We start from the raw sequence: 17,399 nt of genomic DNA, 5'->3' as shown, positions 1-17,399 counted from the left end.
ACACCTCCGCGTCCGAGTGCTGCTTGGTCCGAGCACCTCCGTGTCCGACTGTCCTCATGCCGACCTTCTTCGTCGACCGAATGGGTCGGCGGCCGGATGACTCGCGGGTCGATCAGATCGAACACCGAGAGGCTCTGTGCAGGAGTGTGTCGGAAGCAGATATATTCTCCTGCGTGCCGATGCCCGCCCGATCCCGCCTGTTCGACCGGTCGCTGTTCGCCGAGCGGCCCCGCCCCCGGGCCATCGCCGCCTGGCCGCACGCGCACTGGCTCGCGGTCGGCACGGTCTGCGTCGGCGCCTTCCTCGGCCAGCTCACCGCGAGCGTCACGGCGCTCGTCTTCCCGGCACTCCAGGACCGGTTCCATGCCGGGCTCGCCGCCGTCGAGTGGGTCGCACTCGCCTACCTCGTGGTCCTGGTCGCCCTGCTGGCCCCGGTCGGCAGGCTGTCGGATCTGGTCGGACGCAAGACCGTCTATCTCGGCGGCTTCGCCGTCTTCGGGCTGGCCTCGCTCGGGGCCGGCCTGTCGGGAAGCCTTGGCCTGCTGGTCGCCTGCCGGGCGCTCCAGGCGGTCGGCGGCGCGATGATGCAGGCCAACAGCGTCGCCCTGGTCGCCCGCGGGGTGCCGGAGCGGGCCATGCGCGCCGCGCTCGGTGTCCAGGCGGCCGCACAGGCCCTCGGCCTCGCGCTGGGCCCGACCCTGGGCGGTCTGCTGGTGGCCCAGGCCTCCTGGCGCTGGGCGTTCTGGATCAACGTGCCGATCGGCGTGCTGGGCATCCTGGCCGGCTGGTTCCTGCTGCCCCGTACGCACCCGGCCGGGCGCCCCGCCCGTCCTGCGGGCCAGGACGAGGGCCGGTTCGACCTGGCCGGAATGCTGCTGCTGGCCGGTGCCTCCGCCGCGCTGCTGCTGGCGCTGTCCGCGGCCTCCGGCCTGCCGTTGCCGGGCTGGGCGGTGCTCGTGCTGCTCGCGGCCTCGGCCGCGTTCTCGGTCTGCCTGGTCCGTCAGGAGCGGCGGGCCGACCGGCCGATCATCGCCCCGGGCCTGGTCAACACCCCGGGGATCAGGGTGGGCCTGCTGCTCGCGCTGGTCGGCTACCTGCTGCTGTTCTGCCCGCTGGTGCTGGGCCCGGTGATGCTGTCCGGTGCCGGTGTTCCGGTCGCCACCGCAGGCCTGGTGATCACCGCGCTGCCCGGTGCCTTCGCGCTCGCCGCGACGCTCGGCGGCAGCCTGCTGCCGGCCGGTTGGACGGACGCCGTGCGCTGCCGCCTGGGCGCGCTCGGGGCGGCGGCCGGTCTGCTCGCGTCGGCCCTGCTGCCGGTCGGCCCGGCCACCGCGGTGCCGGCGCTGCTCGTGGTGGGCCTCGGGCTGGGGCTGCTGTTGCCCGCCAACAACGCCCTGGTGATGCGGGCCGTCCCGGCCGAGAGCTCGGCGGTCGGCGGCGGCATGCTGAACACCGTCCGCAGCCTCGGTACGGCCCTGGGCACCGCGCTCCCGGTACTGGCCGTCCACCTGGCGGGCCGGGGAGCGGGCGGTCGCGGTCTGTTGGTGCTGCTCGCGCTGGTCGCGCTGGCGGCCGGGCTGCTCGCCACCGCGACCGCGCGCCCCGGCCGACGCTGACCGCCTCTCACCGGCGTGGACCGCGCAGGGCGATCCGCCCGCGCGGCACTCCCCGCGGTCCGGCCCCCACCGTCCGGCCCGCCCCCCTGCCACCGGCCTTACCGGCCACACCGTCCGGCCCGCCCCCCTGCCACCGGCCTTACCGGCCACACCGTCCGGCCCGTCCCCTGGGAATGGGTCAGGGGCCAGTGGGACCGGCAACGCGACCGGGGTGGGCCCGACCGGATCGGTCGGGCCCACCCCGGTCACGACGCCGCCGCCTCACTTGAGCGGCTTGGCACCCCGCTCCGCGAGCATGCCGGTGATCAGGTCGATCTCGGCCTGCTGCCCGTTGATCATGGTCTGGGCCAGTCGCTTCTCGGCCTGGTTGCTGCTCGCGTCCACGTAGGCCCGGGCCATTTCGAGCCCGCCCTTGTGGTGCTCGATCATCAGCTGCAGGTACCAGACCTCGGCGTCCTGGCCGTTCAGGCCGCGGAGCCGGTCCAGCTCGGTGTTGGTCGCCATACCCGGCATCAGCGAGCCGTCGTGCGCCTCGTAGGTGTGGCCCATCCACGCCATCGGCCTGGCCGGGGAGTTCTGCGTGAGCCCCCACTGGTCGAGCCAGCCCATCAGCATGCCGCGCTGGTTGGCCTGCGTGTTGATGATGTCGAAGGCCAGGGTCCGCACGGCAGGGTCGGCGGTGCGGTCCCGGACGATGAACGACATGTCCACGGCCTGCTGGTGATGGGCCGCCATGTCCCGGGCGAAGCCGGCCTCCGGCGAGTCGGTCGCCGGTGTGGAGGCCGCGGCGACCGTCCCGGCGGCGCTCGGCCCGCCCGCCAGCAGCGCCGGCACGCCGAGTCCGAGCGCGACCACCGCGGCCAGCGCCGCGGGCCACCAGAGCCGACGGCGCGCCGGCGCGGCCGGACCGCGCAGTTCCTCGGCGCCGGACTCCTCGGCGCCGGGCCCCTCGGCCGGGGTCACTGCATGGCCCCGTTGCTGCAGGAGGCGCCGGGCTCCTGGGTCTGCGGGCCCTGCACGTACTTGGTGAAGAACTGCTCGACCCGCGGGTCGGTGGCGCTGTCCACGGAGAGCTGGATGCCCCAGGCGTTCAGGGTGATGGTGCCCTGCTCCTCCGGGTAGGGGCTCATGAGGGAGTACGGGGTGGTGCTCACCTTGGTGGAGAGCGCCTTGATGTCGTCCGGGGTGGCCTTGGCGTTGTAGGTGACCCAGACCGCGCCGTGCTCCAGCGAGTGAACGGCGTTCTCGTTCTTCACCGGCTTGTCGTAGACGGTGCCCATGCAGGTCAGCCAGGCCGGGTTGTGGTCGCCGCCGACCGGCGGGGTCTGCGCGTAGGTGACCGGCGTGGTGACGTGGTTCCGGCCGAGCTTGTCGAACGTCTGGACGCCGTCGATCGGCACGTTGGCGGCGTCCTGGCGGGCCTTCTCGGCGGCGGCCGCTGCGGCCTTCTTGTCGTCCTGCTTCTGCTTGGCTTCGAGGGCGATCCAGCCGCCGGCGGCCACCATGCCGCCGATCACGACGGTGGCCACGCTGATCGCGACGATCTTGTTGCGGCGGTCGCGGCGCGCCTCGGCCGCGCGCAGCTCGGCGATCCGGGCCTTGCGGTCGGCGGCCTGGTCGCCGCGGCCGCCGGGGCGACCGGGCTTGTTCGAGGCCGGCTTGGACTGCTTGGAGGCGGAACCCATGGAGATGTCCTTGTCCCCGCCGTGCGTTGGTGCACAGCGGTGTGCGGGGGTGGTGGGGTTGGCGGAGCCGCCGGGCCGACCGGGTCGGCTGCGGGCCGGCGGTGGGTTCCGCTCAGGACCGGTGGACTTGCAGGGCGTGCAGGTCGGGCGAGTGGTCGGGGCCGGACAGGACACCGATCTGCGTTCCGCAGGGCAGCGCCCGGACCGTGATCAACCGGGCCGGCACGACGGCGGTCGGCTGCGGGGGCGCGTTCGGGAGTTGCGCCTCGGGGGCGCAGAACGGGTGGTTGGAACACCCGCTGCCCGGCGAGGGGCGCTCGTCGTCGGCGGTGCACAGGGCCAGCGGTGTCCGGTCCCGTTCGGCCGCCGTGACCCGGCCGAGCGGCCGGCTGTGGTGGTGGAGCACCGAGCCGTCCGCGACCGGACCGGTGGCGGCGGCCACCGGGGGAGCCGGGTCCGCGGTGACCGCTCCGGCCCGGTCGGCGCAGGGCAGCAGCGCCATCAGGCCGATCAGAATCAGGGACCAAAGCACCACGGCCGGACGGGAAACCGCGAGTGCGGCTCTCCCCGGCGGGGCTACGGTCGGTCCTGGCGCGGTCATGCGCACATATTAATCAGCCGAACGAGTGATGTGATGCCCCTCTTCGGCCTTCGTTCCCCGGCCGGGCGCAGGCTGGTTGCCGCTTCATCGCCCCTGCTTGGGGCACTTCCGACAAGCACGGACGGAACGGCACCCGCCGTGGCCGGAACACCCCTCCCATCGGGTGGTGGGTTGTCCCCGAATCCCGGACACCGTCGTTCTTCTTGGGGAGAATGACGTCGAGTCCGGCACGAGGCCGCTCGACAGATGGCACACACGGACGAGGAGCGGCCAGTTGAGCGACCAGGGCGCACCCCCGCAGCGGCGGCCGGAGGACGGCTGGTGGCACGCGGTCTACGAGGGACCCGCCGGCACTCTCCCGGACACCCCGGACGCTGCGACGGGCCCGGGCACGGTGGACGACTGGTTCGACTCGGCGGCCGGCATGATCGGCGCCCAGCGCACGGCGGAGCCCGCCGCACCGCCGCCCGCCCCGGCAGCTGCCCCGGCCCCCGCTCCCGTACCGACGCCGGCCGCGCCGGCTGTACCGACCCCGACCCCGGCCGCGGAGCGCGCGCCCCTGGTGCCCGGACAGACCGCCGTTGGTGCACCTGCGCCCCCGGCACCCGCGCCGCCCGCCCCGGCACCCGCGCCGCCCGCCCCGGCACCCGCTGCGCCACCCGCCGCGGAGCTTCCCAAGGCCGCTGCCGAGCCCCCGCAGGCCGTTAAGCCGTTGCGTCGTCCCCGGCCGGAGCCCGTCGTCCCGCACGTCGGCGACCGACCGCCCACCTACGGCCCGGAGCCCACCGCCCTGCCCGCCGCCGAGCCGGAGACGCTCGCCGGATTGGTGCCGGACACCGCTCTCGACGGTGCGCAGTACGGCACGGCGACGCTGCGCGCGGTCTCCGTCCGCGGCGACTCCGCCCGCTACCGGGGCGAGTCCCGCCGGGACGCCCTGCTGGTCACCCGCTTCGGCCAGGGGGAGGACGGCCTGCTGCTCGCGGTCCTCGCGTCGCCCGGCCGGCGCGAGTCTGCGGCGGCCGCCGCCGGTTCGGCCGCCGAGGCCGCCCGCCGGCTCGCCGCCGCGATCGGCCGCAACCGGACGGAGCTCGCCTCGGACCTCCGGGCGGGGGCCCGTGACCGGCTGCGGTACGGCCTGCAGCGGCTCACCGTGCTGGCCGCCGGCCCGCTGGCCACCGCAGTCGACCCCGACCCCGTAGGCGCGGATCGCGCGTCCACCCCCGAGGCGAACCCGGAGGCGGACCTCGGCTCGCTGCACTGCCTGCTGGTCTCCCTGGACGAGGCGGCCACCCACCGAGCCGCCTTCGGCACCGGCCCCGGCGCGCTGTACCTGCTCCGCTCCGGGCACTGGATCGACGCCTACGCGGCGCGCCTGCTGCACCACCCCGACGGCCAACCGCTGCCGGCCGCTCCGGCGGCGCCGCCGCGTCCCTTCAGGTTCCGGCTGGTCCCGGCCACCCCCGGGGACATCCTGCTGCTCTGCACCCCCGGCCTGGCCGAGCCCATCGAGCAGGAGCCGGCCGTCGCGCACTTCCTGTCCAACCACTGGGCGCACCCGCACCCGCCGGGCACGGTCGACTTCCTGCGTCAGGTCCAGGTCCGCGCCAAGGGCTACGCCGACGACCGCACCGCGGCCGCGCTCTGGACGGAGTGACGACGCGGACGGGACACAGTGACAACGGCGGCGTGCGGGGAATCCGGCCGAGCGCTCAGCGGTGCCCCAGCAGGGCCGCGGCGGCGGAGGCGACCTGACCGAGCGCGTCCTCGCGCCGCGCGCCGGGCAGACCGATCGCGATCGGCACCGCGAAGCCGTCCAGGAGCGCCCTGATCTGGGTCGCGAGATCGGCCGCCGTCCCGTGACCCGCCGCCGTCCCGTGACCCGCCACCGTGCCGAGGTCCGCCGCAGTCCCGTGCTCCGCCGCGCGCGGCGTGAACTCGCCGGTGGCGGCCCCGGACTCGATCAGGCCCACCAGGTCCGCCTGCCAGGGGATCTCGATGGCCAGCTGACCCTGCCGGAGTTCGGCGCTGGCGGGCGAGCGACCCCACACCTCGACCCAGAGGATCCAGCGCGGGTCCCCGGGGCCCTCCGGGAGGTACAGCTCGACGTACGAGGCCAGGCGTTCGCGGGCCGTGGCGTCCGGCCGGGTGAGCGCCGCCCGGCGGCGTTCGCCGAGCTGCTCCTCGCTCCACCGCAGGGTCTCCAGCAGCAGCTGGTCCTTGCTGCCGAAGTAGTAGAGCAGGTGGCCGGCGCTCATCTGGAGGTCCTTGCCGAGCCCGGCCATGGTCAGCTTGGCCAGCCCGTACTCGGCGATCGCCGCCCGGGCGGCCGCGAAGACCTCCTCGCGGGGCCGCGCGGCCCGGCGCGCCCGTGGCTGGGCCATCTGCTGTTCCTCCCGGCTGCTCGGCACGACCCTCACGATACGTCGTGCCGCCGCCCGGTCGGCGCTGTACGGGCGGCAGGTCCGCAGGTCGGCGCCCCGGACACCGGCGCGCGGCGGGTCTCGGGGCGGCCGGTCCGGAGGCTCGGCCGGTGCCGGGCGGCGATCGGGGATCGCCGCCCGGCGGTGCGGTGTCAGCCCAGTGTGGCGGCGTGCGAGGTCTCCGTCTGGAAGCCCCAACTCGGGGCGGCGTCCCACGGGTTGTCCATCACGTCGTCGGTGACGTATGCGTAGCCCGCGCCCCGGGTGAAGGCGGTGTCGAGTGCGGTGTTCGAGGCCGCGGCGTTCGGGGCGGTGTGCACGAGGTGCCAGAAGGAGGTGCCGCTCGGGTCGAGCGCGGCGCCGGAGTAGTAGCCGACGTTGTAGTTGAAGACGTTGCCGCCGAGCCAGCCGCCGCCGGTGTAGCCGGCGTAGGTGCCCTCGAAGGTGACGAAGGTGTCGGCGGTGCGGTGGCCGGGCTCCAGGTAGCAGTCGGCGACCGCGGTGCCCGGGTTGTCCACCACCAGCTCCTCGGCCTCCGGGTCGAGCGCGTACACGGCGTTCTGCACGTAGGCGCGCAGCTCGGCGTAGTAGTCGCGGGTGACGTTGTCGGTGCCGCAGTCCCGGCCGGACTGGTCGAAGAAGATGCCGTCCACGTGGAGCTTGTGGTCGCTGGTCTTGAGGTAGTTGTCGACCGTGGCCTTGACGTCGGCGATCGGCCGCAGGGTGCGGTTGGTGTCGACGTACCCGAGCACCTTGGTGTGCCCGCCGGTCGCGGTGGTGGCGGTGCGCAGCGAGTCGGCCTGCGCCTGCCAGGCGGCGTTGAACGGGTCGTAGCCGTTGTTGGGGTTCAGGATCACGATCGACGGCGCCGGGTGGGTGGCCTGGATGCCGGTCAGCATCGCCTCGCCCGGGTGGACGTACGCCGGGACGGCGATCTCCAGGCCCCGGGTGCTGCCGGCCGCGGCCGCTCCGGAGGCGCCGGTCCCCACCGCCAGCGCCGCACCGATCAGTAGCACCGGAAGGCCCTTGGTCAACATGCGCATGTAAGAAGATCCCCCATGGTTGATCGAATGTGATCGCATTCTTGCACCCGGCGGTGGCCCGCCCGGGTGGCTTGACGCAATCTCAGACGAGCGGCCCGAGAAGGAGATCCGCCGCCGCCGGAACGTCCGGGACGGTGTGGTCCGGAGCGGGCTGCTCCGACTGCCAGGGGAGGGCGGGGGAGATCCAGATCGACCCCACCCCGGCGGCCTGGGCCCCCAGGATGTCGGTCGCCGGGTTGTTGCCGACCATCCAGGCCCCGGCCGCCAGATCGAGGCCCGAGCGCCGGGCCGCCACCCGGAAGATCTCCGGGTCGGGCTTGCGGGCGCCGGCCTCCTCGGACACGCAGACACCGTCGACCGCGTTCAGCAGGCCCGTTCTGGCGAGCTTCGCGCGCTGGACCGCGCTGTACCCGTTGGTCAGGACGACGACCGTCCAGCCGGCTGCGCGCAGCCGCCCGACCGCGTCCACCGCACCCGGCAGGCAGTAGACCCGCTCCGCCAGGCCGTCCACGTACTCCGCCCACATGGCTTCCCCGGCCCCGGCGCGCCCTTGGCGCCGCGTGAGCCCGGCGAAGGTCTCCGCGGTCGTGGCCGCCAGGATCGCCTGCACGGCGTCCGACGGCAGCTCCCTGGCGGCGCAGAACTCGGCCGTCCACTCGGGTACCGGACACCGACGCTCGATCAGGGTGTGGTCCAGGTCGACGAGTACGAGCCGCTGCATGCCGTCACCGTACCGACGGGTCGGCCGCCGGCCGTGGAGCCGGGCGCCCGGATGCGCTACGCGTCGCCGGTCAGGTCCTTCACCGTCGCCTCGCCCTTCGGCGGCAGTCCCAGTGGCGGCCGGCCGGTGAACCACACCGGCCGGACCGCCAGCCGCCGGAACCGCCAGCCCTCGGCCGTGCGCACCACCTCGCCGTCGAAGGTGCCACCCACGTCGAAGTGCCCACCGGGCTCCTCGCCGCGCTCCTGCTGTGTGGACGCCAGGTGGACGTGCGTCATGATCACGTTCCAGCGGACGGTGGCGCGGTCGCCGTCGAGGTCGATCAGGTGGTTGGCGCCCAGGTGCTGGGTCCGGGCGAACCGCGACAGTGCCGTCTGCTGCGACTCGGCCAGGCCCCCGATCCCCACGTGATCGCCCACAGGCGTCTCGACCCGCACGTCCTCGGTGAAGTTCCGGCGCGCCCAGGCCTCGTCCAGCGTGACGCCGGCCGCGTGGTCGGCGTCCAGGCTGATCATGTGACGGTCGATGAGGTTGGTGATGTCGGCACGGTCCACCAGGACCTGGACCCGCGCCTCAAGGGCGGCGAACTCTGCGATGGAGACGGTCATGACTGGTACTCCGGATACTGGTGGGCCCCGTCGGCCGGGACCGGCCGCTCACGAAGCACCCTAGAAGTTCAAGCCGACTTGAGGTCAACAGCCGTCGGCGACCGAGCAGATGAGAGAGGCCGGTACGCGTCCGGAACCGGTTTCCCGCCTGCTCGTCGTGGCCGGCCACGCCCGTCGGGGCCACCTGGCGGCAGGCCCCGAGCATCTGAACCGCCGCCCGGGCGCCCGGCACCGCGCGCTGATCCGACGCGAACCGTCGGACAAGCCCTACCGTGGAGGACCACCGACGACGGAGGATCCTGTTGGCAGCTCGGCGTTCCATCGGGCAGCGGGTGGCACGGTACCGGGAGGCATCCGGCCTGTCCCGGGCGCAACTCGCCGAGGAGGTCGGCCGGAACGCCGACTGGCTCAGATCGGTCGAGAGCGGACGCCTGCCGCTGGACCGCTACACCATGGTCCACGCGATCGCCGCGGCGCTCGACGCCGACCCGGTCGACCTGCTGGGCCGGCCGACCCCGGTCGGTGACCCGCGGACCCGGCCCGCCCACCGGACGGTCCCCGCCCTGCGGCGGGCCCTGCTCCGCGCCGGCCTGCCGCTGACCGTCCAGGAGGAGCCCCCGCCCCTCGACGTCCTGCGCCGACGGGTCGACGAGACCGACCGGCTGCGCCGCCACGCCCACTACGGCGAACTGGGCCTCCTGCTACCGCAGTTGCTGGACGACCTCCGGGCGGCGGCCGACACGTCCGCCGGGGTCGACCGGGACATCGCGCACCACCTGCTCACCGAGGCCCGGCACAACGCCGCGATGCTGACCAAGAAGCTCGGCCACCCGGACCTGGCCACCGCCGCGGCGGCCCAGGCCCGGCAGGCCGCGGCCGTGCCCGGGGACCCGCTGCTGGCCACCGCGGCGCAGTGGCTCCAGGCCGAGGTCTGCCTGACGGTCGGCGCCACCGCCGAGGCGCAGGCCCTGATCGACGGCGGACTCGCCCGCCTGGACGGACTGCTCACCGACACCGCACCGGGCGCCTGGAGCCTGTGGGGCACCCTGCACCTGGTCGGCGCCGTCCTCGAAGCCCAGCTGGGCCGGCAGGCGGAGTCCGCCGGACACCTGACGGAGGCGGCCACGGCGGCCGACCGGGTCGGCGAACACCCCGGCCACCAGACGGAGTTCTCGGCCGGCGAGCTGGCGATCCACCTCGTGCACGCCGCCCTCGAACTCGGCGCCGACCCCGACGTCCTGGACCGCATCACGGAGGTCGATCTCAGTCGCCTCCCCCGGGAACGCCGCGCCCGACACGGCATCGACCGGGCCCGCCTGTTCGCCCGCGCGGGCGACGACGCCACCGCCGTACGGGAGTTGCTCGCCGCCGACCGCATCGCCCCCGAGGCCGTCCGCGCCCACCCCCTGGTCCCCGAACTGGTCCTGACCGCCGCCCACCGCTCCCGCACCCCCGGCCCGGCGACGGACGCCGCACGGCGCCTCGCCATTCCGCTCTGAGGACGGCGCCGGTCCCATCCCGATCAGGGGGCGGCGTAGCGGGTCACGTCGATGACCTTGCAGGAGGTCTTGCCCCTGCTCTCGGTGGCACCCTGCGCCTTCTGCACGGAGGCCTGCCCGGGGGCGAGGCCGTTGGTGGCGGCCATGCCCTCGCCGATGCGTGTGCCCGCCTCGTCCAGGAACTCCACCTGGACCATGTAGTTGGAGCTCTTGCTGCTGTGGTTCGTGATCTTCAGCTCGGCGGACGGCCACTTCAGCGTCGCGTCGACCGTGCACTTGGTGATCTCGACATCCATCAGCTTGTCGCCGTCGCCGGCCGCGACCGCCGCGGGTGCGGCGCCGCCCGCCTCCGTGGCGGCCGGCACCGCAGCAGCGGTACTGGTGCTCGTGGAAGTGGCGGCGGGGTCGCAGGCGGCGAGGCCGAGAACGGCAGTGGTGGCGGCGACGGTCAGGATGATGGCACGCGTGCGCATGGTCCCCCCTCGGGACGTTGGATGTGGTGAGGAGCGCGACGCTACGTGGAGGCGGACCGGTGCATGCCGCATGTGACCGCTTCGTGACTGACGGGTGGTGGAATCGGTGATGCCGCCCGGGATTTCCTCGCCCACATGATCGAACATCGGTCATTCGGACGACGTGGTCGTGGGCGGCCTTCGGTGGAACGCCGACGCCCGCTACCGTCGGCCGGCCAGCCGATGCGGCCCGAGGTAGTAGGAGAGGGCGGCCAGCGACGGACCGTCGGAGACCTCCCCCTTGGTCAGGAGCTTTACGACGTCCGCTTCCTCGATCCACTCGACCCGGGTGGACTCGCTCCGATCTTCGGGGTCTCCGATCTGGGTGCAGCCGGTCACGTGTAACGAGCGGAAGTGCATGGTGCTGATGCCTGCCAGGGCGTCGTACTCGACGAGCGGCTCGACCCTGCCGGGCCGCCAGCCGGTCTCTTCCTCGACCTCGCGGGCGATCGCCGCCGCGGGGTCCTCGCCGGGCTCGGCCCAGCCGGCCGGGACCTCCCAGCCCCAGCGACCGGTGATGAAGCGGTGCCGGTAGAGCAGCAGGAACCGACCCTGCGCGTCGGTGACGACCGAGGTGACCGAGGGCTTCGGCATGGTGATGACGTGGTGGTCGATACGGCCGATGCCGGGGATGTCGACGTCGTCAAGCCACACCTCGACGTAGGGGCTGGTGTAGACGCGGCGCCGGCCGTAGCTCTTCCACTCCACCGGGCTGTGCCTCCTCAGACGCGTACGAGCTGCTGCTCCGAATTTCTCACGCGGGCGGTGAGCTCTCGCACGGGCCCAGTCGCCTGCCACGGTGCGAGGCTCCGTTGAAACGCCCGGGCGCGCAGGACGAGGGGCTGCACGACGGCGCCTTCGGCCATCTCCATCGCGGCGTGCGCGAGGTCGCAGGCCGCGCGGATGTCGCCTTGGCCGATGCGGCACTCGGCGAGGTCGAACGTGAGGACGGCGCGCCCTTGATGTCGGCGCGGTCGCGGAGCTCCAGGGATGCGGACACCAGGCTCGCTGCGGCGTCGTGGTTGCCGAGGAGGGCGTGGGTGGTGCCGGCGCGAACTGCAGTGTCACGCACAGCGCCCCCCTGCCTGGTCCTCGCGGCCCGGGCGGGGGTGCTTCGTCGCGCCCGGGGTCAGCCTGCCTGGTACTCCCAGACCCTGATGCCCTTGGAGCTCCACGGCTCGGGGATCTCCTCGGCGTCGCCAAGCCGCTGCACCCACTCCAGCTGCCCGGCGAAGTACTCCCAGTAGGGGGTGCCGCCGTCGGGCCCCTTCTCGAAGGTGAGAATCGGCCCGTCGGTGCCGCGCTTGCCGTGGCCGTAGAGCATGACCCGGATCGAGTCGTCGATCCGCTCCATCGCGAAGCTGCAGGGGAAGTCGTACAGGTAGACCTTGAGGTCGCCACCGCTGCGGGCCACGGCCTGCGCGAGCGGCCGAAGCACCTCCCGCTCGTACCGGGCGGGGTCCTCCATCGCCGCCTCGGCCGGCTCCAGACGGTACCGGTCGCGCCGGGACTCGCAGTACGGGTCCATGATGAAGATCCGGATCGGCACCTCATGGCTCTTCGCGGTGAAGAGCGGCAGCATGTCGTCGCTGCTGTAGAAGTTGCGGGTCAGGCCGAACATGGTGATGCCCTCGCGGGCGGACCTCAGGCGGCTGACCAGGTCTGACTTGGACTCGATGTTGGTGAGCGGGAAGGCGTCGACGATACCGGCCTGCTCCAGGTGTCCCAGCATGACACCACTGTAGTCACGGCCGAACCCCAGGCGGTCCGGGCGAGTTCCGTAGACGCGGCACAGGTAGTCGATGCGCTCGTCCGAGGGGCGGCGCTGCCCGTGCTCCCACCGGCAGATCTCCGGGTCGGAGATGCCAGGCGCCATCAGGCCGTCCTGCTGGTACGCGATGTCGATGCGGGCGGACAGCTCGCCGCGGCCCCAGCCGTGCGCCCAGCGATGCACTTCCAGGGGGTGGATGTGGTCGAGGGCGGCGAGGATCCTGTCGGTGGTCTCCGCGACGGTGGCCCCGTCGCGCAGGCCGTGGAGCCGGAGGTCGCGTGCGGTCCGCTCGGCGGCGCGGCGGGCCCCGCGGTCGAGACGGGTTGACGTCGTCACAGCTTCCATCTTGACGCATGGCGTCAATCGTCTTGACGCGTTTGCACATATGGATCATCGTGCGCGCGGCCGATGCTGATGACATGGCAGACACTGCGCCACCCTCACCGCGTGCCGACGACCTGACCGACGAGCAGCGCCGCGGCCGGGCCTGCTGGCGCTGCGGCAACGCGACCGGCCCGCTCCGGTCGGACGGCCACGCCTACATGGCGACCGGCGGGACCGGCGCCCCGCTGGGCTTCGCGATCGTCGCCTGCACCTCCGCCGAGGAGGCGGCCCGATGACCACTCGCACCCGCCCCTCGCCGCCGCCCCGTCCGGTTGAGGGCTTCGGCGTCCGCTGGGACCCCGAGCTTCACCGCTGGTACGTCCTGGAGCCGAGCGGCCGAGCGGCGACCGACGGTCTCGGCCGGCGGCTGGTGTGGGAGACGTTCAGCGCCGCGTGGGGGAACCGGCGGATCGGCCGTGGCTGAGCCGGAGTTGTGCCACGGCTACTGCGTGGTGTGCGGGCTGTACGGCGTCGGTACGTTCGCGCACGTCATCAGCGAGTACTCGGACGCGGTCCGGGACCACCGGCGGTGTCCGGAGCGTGGCCGGGACGGCCGGAGCCGAGTCGGTCCGGGCGCCCTCCAGGCGCTCGACGACCCGGCTCCGGCTACCTCATGACCGACGTGTCAGGCCTTCGGCTGCTGCTGGGTGATGCAGTGGATGCCGCCGCCGTTGGCGAAGATCTCGCGGGCGTCGACCAGTTCGACGACGCGGCCCGGGTAGGCCTTGCCGAGGATGGCGGCGGCTTGCTGGTCGCGGGGGTCGTCGAAAGCGCACAGGACGACCACGCCGTTGCCGACGTAGTGGTTGATGTAGGAGTAGTCGACCGGCTCGTCGTCCTCGTCGGTCAGGACGGTCGGGGCGGGGAGTTCGATGACCTCCAGGGTGCGGCCCCGGGCGTCGGTGGCGGCGCGCAGGCCGGCGACGATCTCCTGGCAGACCTCGTGGTCGGGGTGGGCCGGGTCGGGCTGGACGTGGGCGACGACCACGCCCGGACGGACGAAGGAGGCGACGATGTCGATGTGGCCGCGGGTGCCGAATTCGTCGTAGTCGCGGGTGAGTCCACGCGGGACCCAGATCGCCTTGGTGGTCCCGAGGTGGGCGTGCAGCTCGGCCTCGACCTCCTCGCGGGTCCAGTCGGAGTTGCGGCCCTCGCCGAGCTGGACGGTGTCGGTGACGAGGACGGTGCCCTCGCCGTCGACGTGGATGCCGCCGCCCTCGTTGATCAGGCGGGAGGCGAAGCGCCGGACGCCGGTCAGCTCGGTGATGTGCTCGGCGACGTGCTGGTCGTTGTCCCAGCGGGCCCAGGACTGGGCGCCCCAGCCGTTGAAGATCCAGTCGGCGGCGGCGAGCGAGCCCTTGCCGTCGATCAGGAAGGTCGGGCCGATGTCCCGCATCCAGGCGTCGTCCAGCGGCTTCTCGACGATCTCGACCTCGGCGGCGACGTACTCCCGGGCCGCCGCGCTCTCACCGAGGTTGACGATCAGCGTCACCGGTTCGTAGCGGACGATGGTGTTGGCGACCTCGGCCCAGGCCTGCCGGGCGGCGTGCAGGTGGTCGGGGTTGTCGAAGGTCTGGTTGTCGGTCGGGAACGCCATCCAGGTGCGGTCGTGCGGGTGCCATTCGGCGGGCATCCGGTAGCCGAGCGAGGCGGGAGTGGTCATGTGAGGCAAGTCCTAAGCGGTGGGGGAGGGTTCAGAGGAAGTACAGGCGGCTGAGCGAGACGCTGTCGGCCGGTTCCGAGCGCAGCGGGGAGCCGTCCAGCGAGACCAGGCCGGTGTCGGCCTCGACCTGGACCTGGCCGATCCGGGCGTTGCGGACCATGTCGCGCGGCCCGATGCCGCGAGTGTTGCGCACGCCCACCCGCCGCCTGCGGGTGGGCAGTTGGTCGGCCGCGACGTCCAGGTACGAGCCGTCGGCGGCGGCCTGGGCGACGAAGGCGACGGAGATGTCCGCGGCGGTGGCGCCGTGGGCGCCGAACTGCGGGCCGAGGACGAGGGGTTCGCAGCGGTCGGTGGAGGCGTTGGGGTCGCCGACCACGCCGTAGGCGGGGAATCCGGCCTTGAGGATCAGCTGGGGTTTGGCGCCGAAGTGGTCGGCCCGCCAGAGCACGATGTCGGCGAGTTTGCCGGGTTCGATGGAGCCGACCTCGTGGGCGAGGCCGTGGGCGATGGCGGGGTTGATGGTGAGTTTGGCGATGTAGCGCAGGACGCGTTCGTTGTCGTCACCGCTCTCCGCGGTGCCGAAGCCACCGTCGAGGGGGCCGAGTTCGGCCTTCATCTTGCCGGCCATGGCGAAGGTGCGGCGGACGGTCTCGCCGGCGCGGCCCATGCCCTGGGCGTCGGAGGAGGTGATGCCGATGACGCCGAGGTCGTGCAGGACGTCCTCGGCGCCCATGGTGCCGGCGCGGATGCGGTCGCGGGCCATGGCGGCGTCGCCGGGCAGGTCGACCTTGAGGTCGTGGGCGGAGACGATCATGCCGAAGTGTTCGCCGAGGGCGTCCCGGCCGAAGGGCAGGGTGGGGTTGGTGGAGGAGCCGATGACGTTCTCGACGCCGGCCATCTTGAGCACGTTGGGGACGTGTCCGCCGCCGCAGCCCTCGATGTGGAAGGCGTGGATGGTGCGGCCTTCCAGGACGCGCAGGGTGTCCTCGACGGAGAGGCACTCGTTGAGGCCGTCGGTGTGCAGGGCGACCTGGACGTCGTACTCCTCGGCGACCCGCAGGGCGGTGTCGAGGGCGCGGGTGTGGGCGCCCATGTCCTCGTGCACCTTGAAGCCGGAGGCGCCGCCCTCGACGAGGGCCTCGATCAGCGGGGCCGGGTCGGAGGAGGAGCCGCGGCCGAGGAAGCCGATGTTGACCGGCCAGGCGTCGAAGGCGTTGAAGGCGTGCCGCAGCGCCCAGGGGGAGTTGACGCCGACACCCCAGACCGGGCCGAACTCCTGGCCGATGATGGTGGTGACGCCGGAGGCCAGCGAGGCCTCCATGATCCGCGGGGACAGCAGGTGGACGTGGGTGTCGATGGCACCGGCGGTGGCGATCATGCCCTCGCCGGAGACGATCGTGGTGCCGGTGGAGACGACCACGTCGACGCCGTCCATGGTGTCCGGGTTGCCGGCTCGGCCGACGGAGACGATCCGGCCGTCCCGGATGCCGATCGAGGTCTTCCGGATGCCCAGGACCGCGTCGATCACGACCACGTTGCTGATCACGACGTCGCAGGTGTCGCGGACGGCGGTGGCCTTGAGGTGCAGGCCGTCGCGGGCGGTCTTGCCGAAGCCCGCGAGGAACTCGTTGCCCGGCTCCTGGGAGTCGGACTCCACCCGGATGATCAGCCCGGAGTCGCCGAGCCGGATCCGGTCCCCGGTGCGGGCGCCGTGGACGGCGATGTAGTCGTGGGGGGTGATGGCACTCATGCGCCGACCTCCGGGGTGTGGGACGCGGGGCTGACGGGGGCGGAGCGGTGGGTCACGACTCCACCTCCGCGTCGTCGAAGCTCGTGAGGTAGCCGGTCGCGCGGGCCTTCTCCAGGGCGGCCTGCCTGGCGCCGGGGGCGTCCAGCGGGCCGTCCACCAGCCCGGCGAAGCCGATCGCGACCCGTTCGCCTCCGATCGGGACCAGTCCGACCTCCACCGTGGCGCCCGGGTCGAAGCGGACCGAGGATCCGGCGGGGACGGCGAGGTGGGTGCCGTAGGCGGCCTCCCGGTCGAAGGCCAGGCGTGGGTTGACCTCGAAGAAGTGGAAGTGCGAGGTGACCGAGATCGGCACGTCGGAGGTGTTGTGGACCGGGAGCACCACGGTCTCCTCGACCGGGTCGTAGCCCGCGCCGGAGCCGATCAGGGCGGCGCCGGGGGCCTCGTCGCCGAGCGAGCCGCGCCCCTGGAAGGGATCGTTGATCACGGCGAGCCGGGTGCCGTCGTCGAACACGGCCTCGACCTGGATCACGGTGACCACGTCCGGCACGCCGGGCAGCACGTCCTCGGCGGTCAGCACGGAGCGGCCGGCCTCGATGGCCTCGGCCAGTCGGCGCCCGTCGCGGGCGGCCTCGCAGACGGTGTCGGCGATCAGCGCGGTGGCTTCGGGCACGTTCAGCTTCACGCCGCGGGCGCGGCGGGCGCGGGCCAGTTCGGCCGCTGTGAAGATCAGCAGCCGGTCCCGTTCGGTGGGGGTCAGTCGCACGGTTCCTCGCTCGCGGGTGCCGGTGGATGAGTCTGGTTAGAACGGCGTTCAAACATCTGCGGCCCATTGAACCCGGGCCTGGGCGTCATGTCCAGCGTTGCCCCTGTCGGACCGCTGCGCTTGCCGGGCGCGCCGCCGGCGTGTCATCTCGCCCGATTGCCCGGAGTGCGGCCCCGGTCGGGGCAGGTCCGCGGCCCGCAGGGGTCGGCTGACGGGGACCTGACAGTCGGCCCGTCGCCCGGCGCGCCGCCGGGACCCGGCAAGCCCGCACAGCCCGCAGCCCGCAGCACGCACAGCCCGCTCAGCCCCGCGCGGCCGAAGTCGCTCGACCGGTCGGCCCGAAGCCCCCCGTACCATCCTCCA

18 protein-coding genes are annotated in these 17,399 nt (G+C 73.3%); 5 read left to right on the top strand and 13 right to left on the bottom strand.

Annotated features, from left to right (window positions below; all coding sequences use genetic code 11):
* Window positions 1-179 precede the first annotated feature (179 nt).
* Window positions 180-1,616 (top strand): MFS transporter, encoded by a 1,437-nt coding sequence (locus OG871_RS10570; RefSeq protein ID WP_371496249.1) that lies wholly within the window; start codon window positions 180-182, stop codon window positions 1,614-1,616.
* A gap of 261 nt (window positions 1,617-1,877) precedes the next feature.
* On the opposite strand, the gene OG871_RS10565 is transcribed toward OG871_RS10570, so the two are convergent.
* The 3 genes from OG871_RS10565 to OG871_RS10555 form a co-directional block, all read right to left on the bottom strand.
* Window positions 1,878-2,579, bottom strand: a complete 702-nt coding sequence (locus OG871_RS10565) for a DUF305 domain-containing protein (RefSeq protein WP_371496247.1) — start codon at window positions 2,577-2,579, stop codon at window positions 1,878-1,880.
* Window positions 2,576-3,301, bottom strand: a complete 726-nt coding sequence (locus OG871_RS10560) for a DUF3105 domain-containing protein (RefSeq protein WP_371496245.1) — start codon at window positions 3,299-3,301, stop codon at window positions 2,576-2,578. The genes OG871_RS10565 and OG871_RS10560 overlap by 4 nt, the downstream gene beginning before the upstream one ends.
* A gap of 112 nt (window positions 3,302-3,413) precedes the next feature.
* A complete protein-coding gene (locus OG871_RS10555; protein WP_371496244.1) occupies window positions 3,414-3,836 on the bottom strand; it encodes a hypothetical protein in 423 nt (140 codons plus the stop codon).
* A 340-nt stretch (window positions 3,837-4,176) separates the two neighbouring features.
* On the opposite strand from OG871_RS10555, the gene OG871_RS10550 reads away from it, so the two are divergent.
* Window positions 4,177-5,556 (top strand): protein phosphatase 2C domain-containing protein, encoded by a 1,380-nt coding sequence (locus OG871_RS10550; protein WP_371496242.1) that lies wholly within the window; start codon window positions 4,177-4,179, stop codon window positions 5,554-5,556.
* Between the two features lie 55 nt (window positions 5,557-5,611).
* Here the strand turns inward: OG871_RS10550 and OG871_RS10545 are convergent, their stop codons facing one another.
* The 4 genes from OG871_RS10545 to OG871_RS10530 all read right to left on the bottom strand — a co-directional run bounded on the left by OG871_RS10545 (window position 5,612) and on the right by OG871_RS10530 (window position 8,694).
* Complete coding sequence (locus tag OG871_RS10545; RefSeq protein ID WP_371503268.1) at window positions 5,612-6,283, bottom strand: TetR/AcrR family transcriptional regulator; 672 nt, start codon at window positions 6,281-6,283, stop codon at window positions 5,612-5,614.
* Window positions 6,284-6,474: 191 nt separating this feature from the next.
* Entirely contained in the window at window positions 6,475-7,365 is an 891-nt protein-coding gene (locus OG871_RS10540) for a spherulation-specific family 4 protein (protein WP_371496240.1), read from the bottom strand.
* A gap of 82 nt (window positions 7,366-7,447) precedes the next feature.
* Window positions 7,448-8,086 (bottom strand): HAD family hydrolase, encoded by a 639-nt coding sequence (locus tag OG871_RS10535; protein WP_371496237.1) that lies wholly within the window; start codon window positions 8,084-8,086, stop codon window positions 7,448-7,450.
* A gap of 56 nt (window positions 8,087-8,142) precedes the next feature.
* Window positions 8,143-8,694 carry a nuclear transport factor 2 family protein gene (locus OG871_RS10530; protein ID WP_371496235.1) on the bottom strand — a complete coding sequence of 184 codons (552 nt, stop codon included), beginning with the start codon at window positions 8,692-8,694 and terminating at the stop codon, window positions 8,143-8,145.
* Window positions 8,695-8,996: 302 nt separating this feature from the next.
* On the opposite strand from OG871_RS10530, the gene OG871_RS10525 reads away from it, so the two are divergent.
* Complete coding sequence (locus OG871_RS10525; RefSeq protein ID WP_371496233.1) at window positions 8,997-10,193, top strand: helix-turn-helix domain-containing protein; 1,197 nt, start codon at window positions 8,997-8,999, stop codon at window positions 10,191-10,193.
* Window positions 10,194-10,216: 23 nt separating this feature from the next.
* On the opposite strand, the gene OG871_RS10520 is transcribed toward OG871_RS10525, so the two are convergent.
* The 3 genes from OG871_RS10520 to OG871_RS10510 all read right to left on the bottom strand — a co-directional run bounded on the left by OG871_RS10520 (window position 10,217) and on the right by OG871_RS10510 (window position 12,812).
* Complete coding sequence (locus OG871_RS10520; protein WP_371496232.1) at window positions 10,217-10,666, bottom strand: FxLYD domain-containing protein; 450 nt, start codon at window positions 10,664-10,666, stop codon at window positions 10,217-10,219.
* A 201-nt stretch (window positions 10,667-10,867) separates the two neighbouring features.
* Window positions 10,868-11,413: an NUDIX hydrolase gene (locus OG871_RS10515; protein WP_371496229.1), complete on the bottom strand. Its 546-nt coding sequence runs from the start codon at window positions 11,411-11,413 to the stop codon at window positions 10,868-10,870.
* Between the two features lie 421 nt (window positions 11,414-11,834).
* Window positions 11,835-12,812 (bottom strand): helix-turn-helix domain-containing protein, encoded by a 978-nt coding sequence (locus OG871_RS10510; protein WP_371496227.1) that lies wholly within the window; start codon window positions 12,810-12,812, stop codon window positions 11,835-11,837.
* 83 nt (window positions 12,813-12,895) lie between these two features.
* On the opposite strand from OG871_RS10510, the gene OG871_RS10505 reads away from it, so the two are divergent.
* Window positions 12,896-13,096, top strand: coding sequence for a hypothetical protein (locus OG871_RS10505; RefSeq protein ID WP_371496225.1), 201 nt, complete (start codon window positions 12,896-12,898; stop codon window positions 13,094-13,096).
* Window positions 13,093-13,284, top strand: a complete 192-nt coding sequence (locus OG871_RS10500; RefSeq protein ID WP_371496223.1) for a hypothetical protein — start codon at window positions 13,093-13,095, stop codon at window positions 13,282-13,284. The genes OG871_RS10505 and OG871_RS10500 overlap by 4 nt, the downstream gene beginning before the upstream one ends.
* Before the next feature lie 201 nt (window positions 13,285-13,485).
* Here the strand turns inward: OG871_RS10500 and OG871_RS10495 are convergent, their stop codons facing one another.
* Genes OG871_RS10495 through OG871_RS10485 form a run of 3 tightly spaced genes read right to left on the bottom strand, consistent with a single transcriptional unit; the run spans window position 13,486 to window position 17,036 of the window.
* Window positions 13,486-14,523 (bottom strand): agmatine/peptidylarginine deiminase, encoded by a 1,038-nt coding sequence (locus OG871_RS10495; RefSeq protein ID WP_371496221.1) that lies wholly within the window; start codon window positions 14,521-14,523, stop codon window positions 13,486-13,488.
* Between the two features lie 31 nt (window positions 14,524-14,554).
* On the bottom strand, window positions 14,555-16,273 hold the full coding sequence (locus tag OG871_RS10490; RefSeq protein WP_371496219.1) for an urease subunit alpha: 1,719 nt from the start codon (window positions 16,271-16,273) through the stop codon (window positions 14,555-14,557).
* A 52-nt stretch (window positions 16,274-16,325) separates the two neighbouring features.
* Complete coding sequence (locus OG871_RS10485) at window positions 16,326-17,036, bottom strand: urease subunit gamma (RefSeq protein WP_371496216.1); 711 nt, start codon at window positions 17,034-17,036, stop codon at window positions 16,326-16,328.
* Window positions 17,037-17,399 lie beyond the last annotated feature (363 nt).

Origin of the sequence: Kitasatospora sp. NBC_00374 (assembly GCF_041434935.1) — a bacterium.
GTDB lineage: Bacteria > Actinomycetota > Actinomycetes > Streptomycetales > Streptomycetaceae > Kitasatospora.
This window is presented reverse-complemented; position numbering and strand designations above follow the sequence as displayed.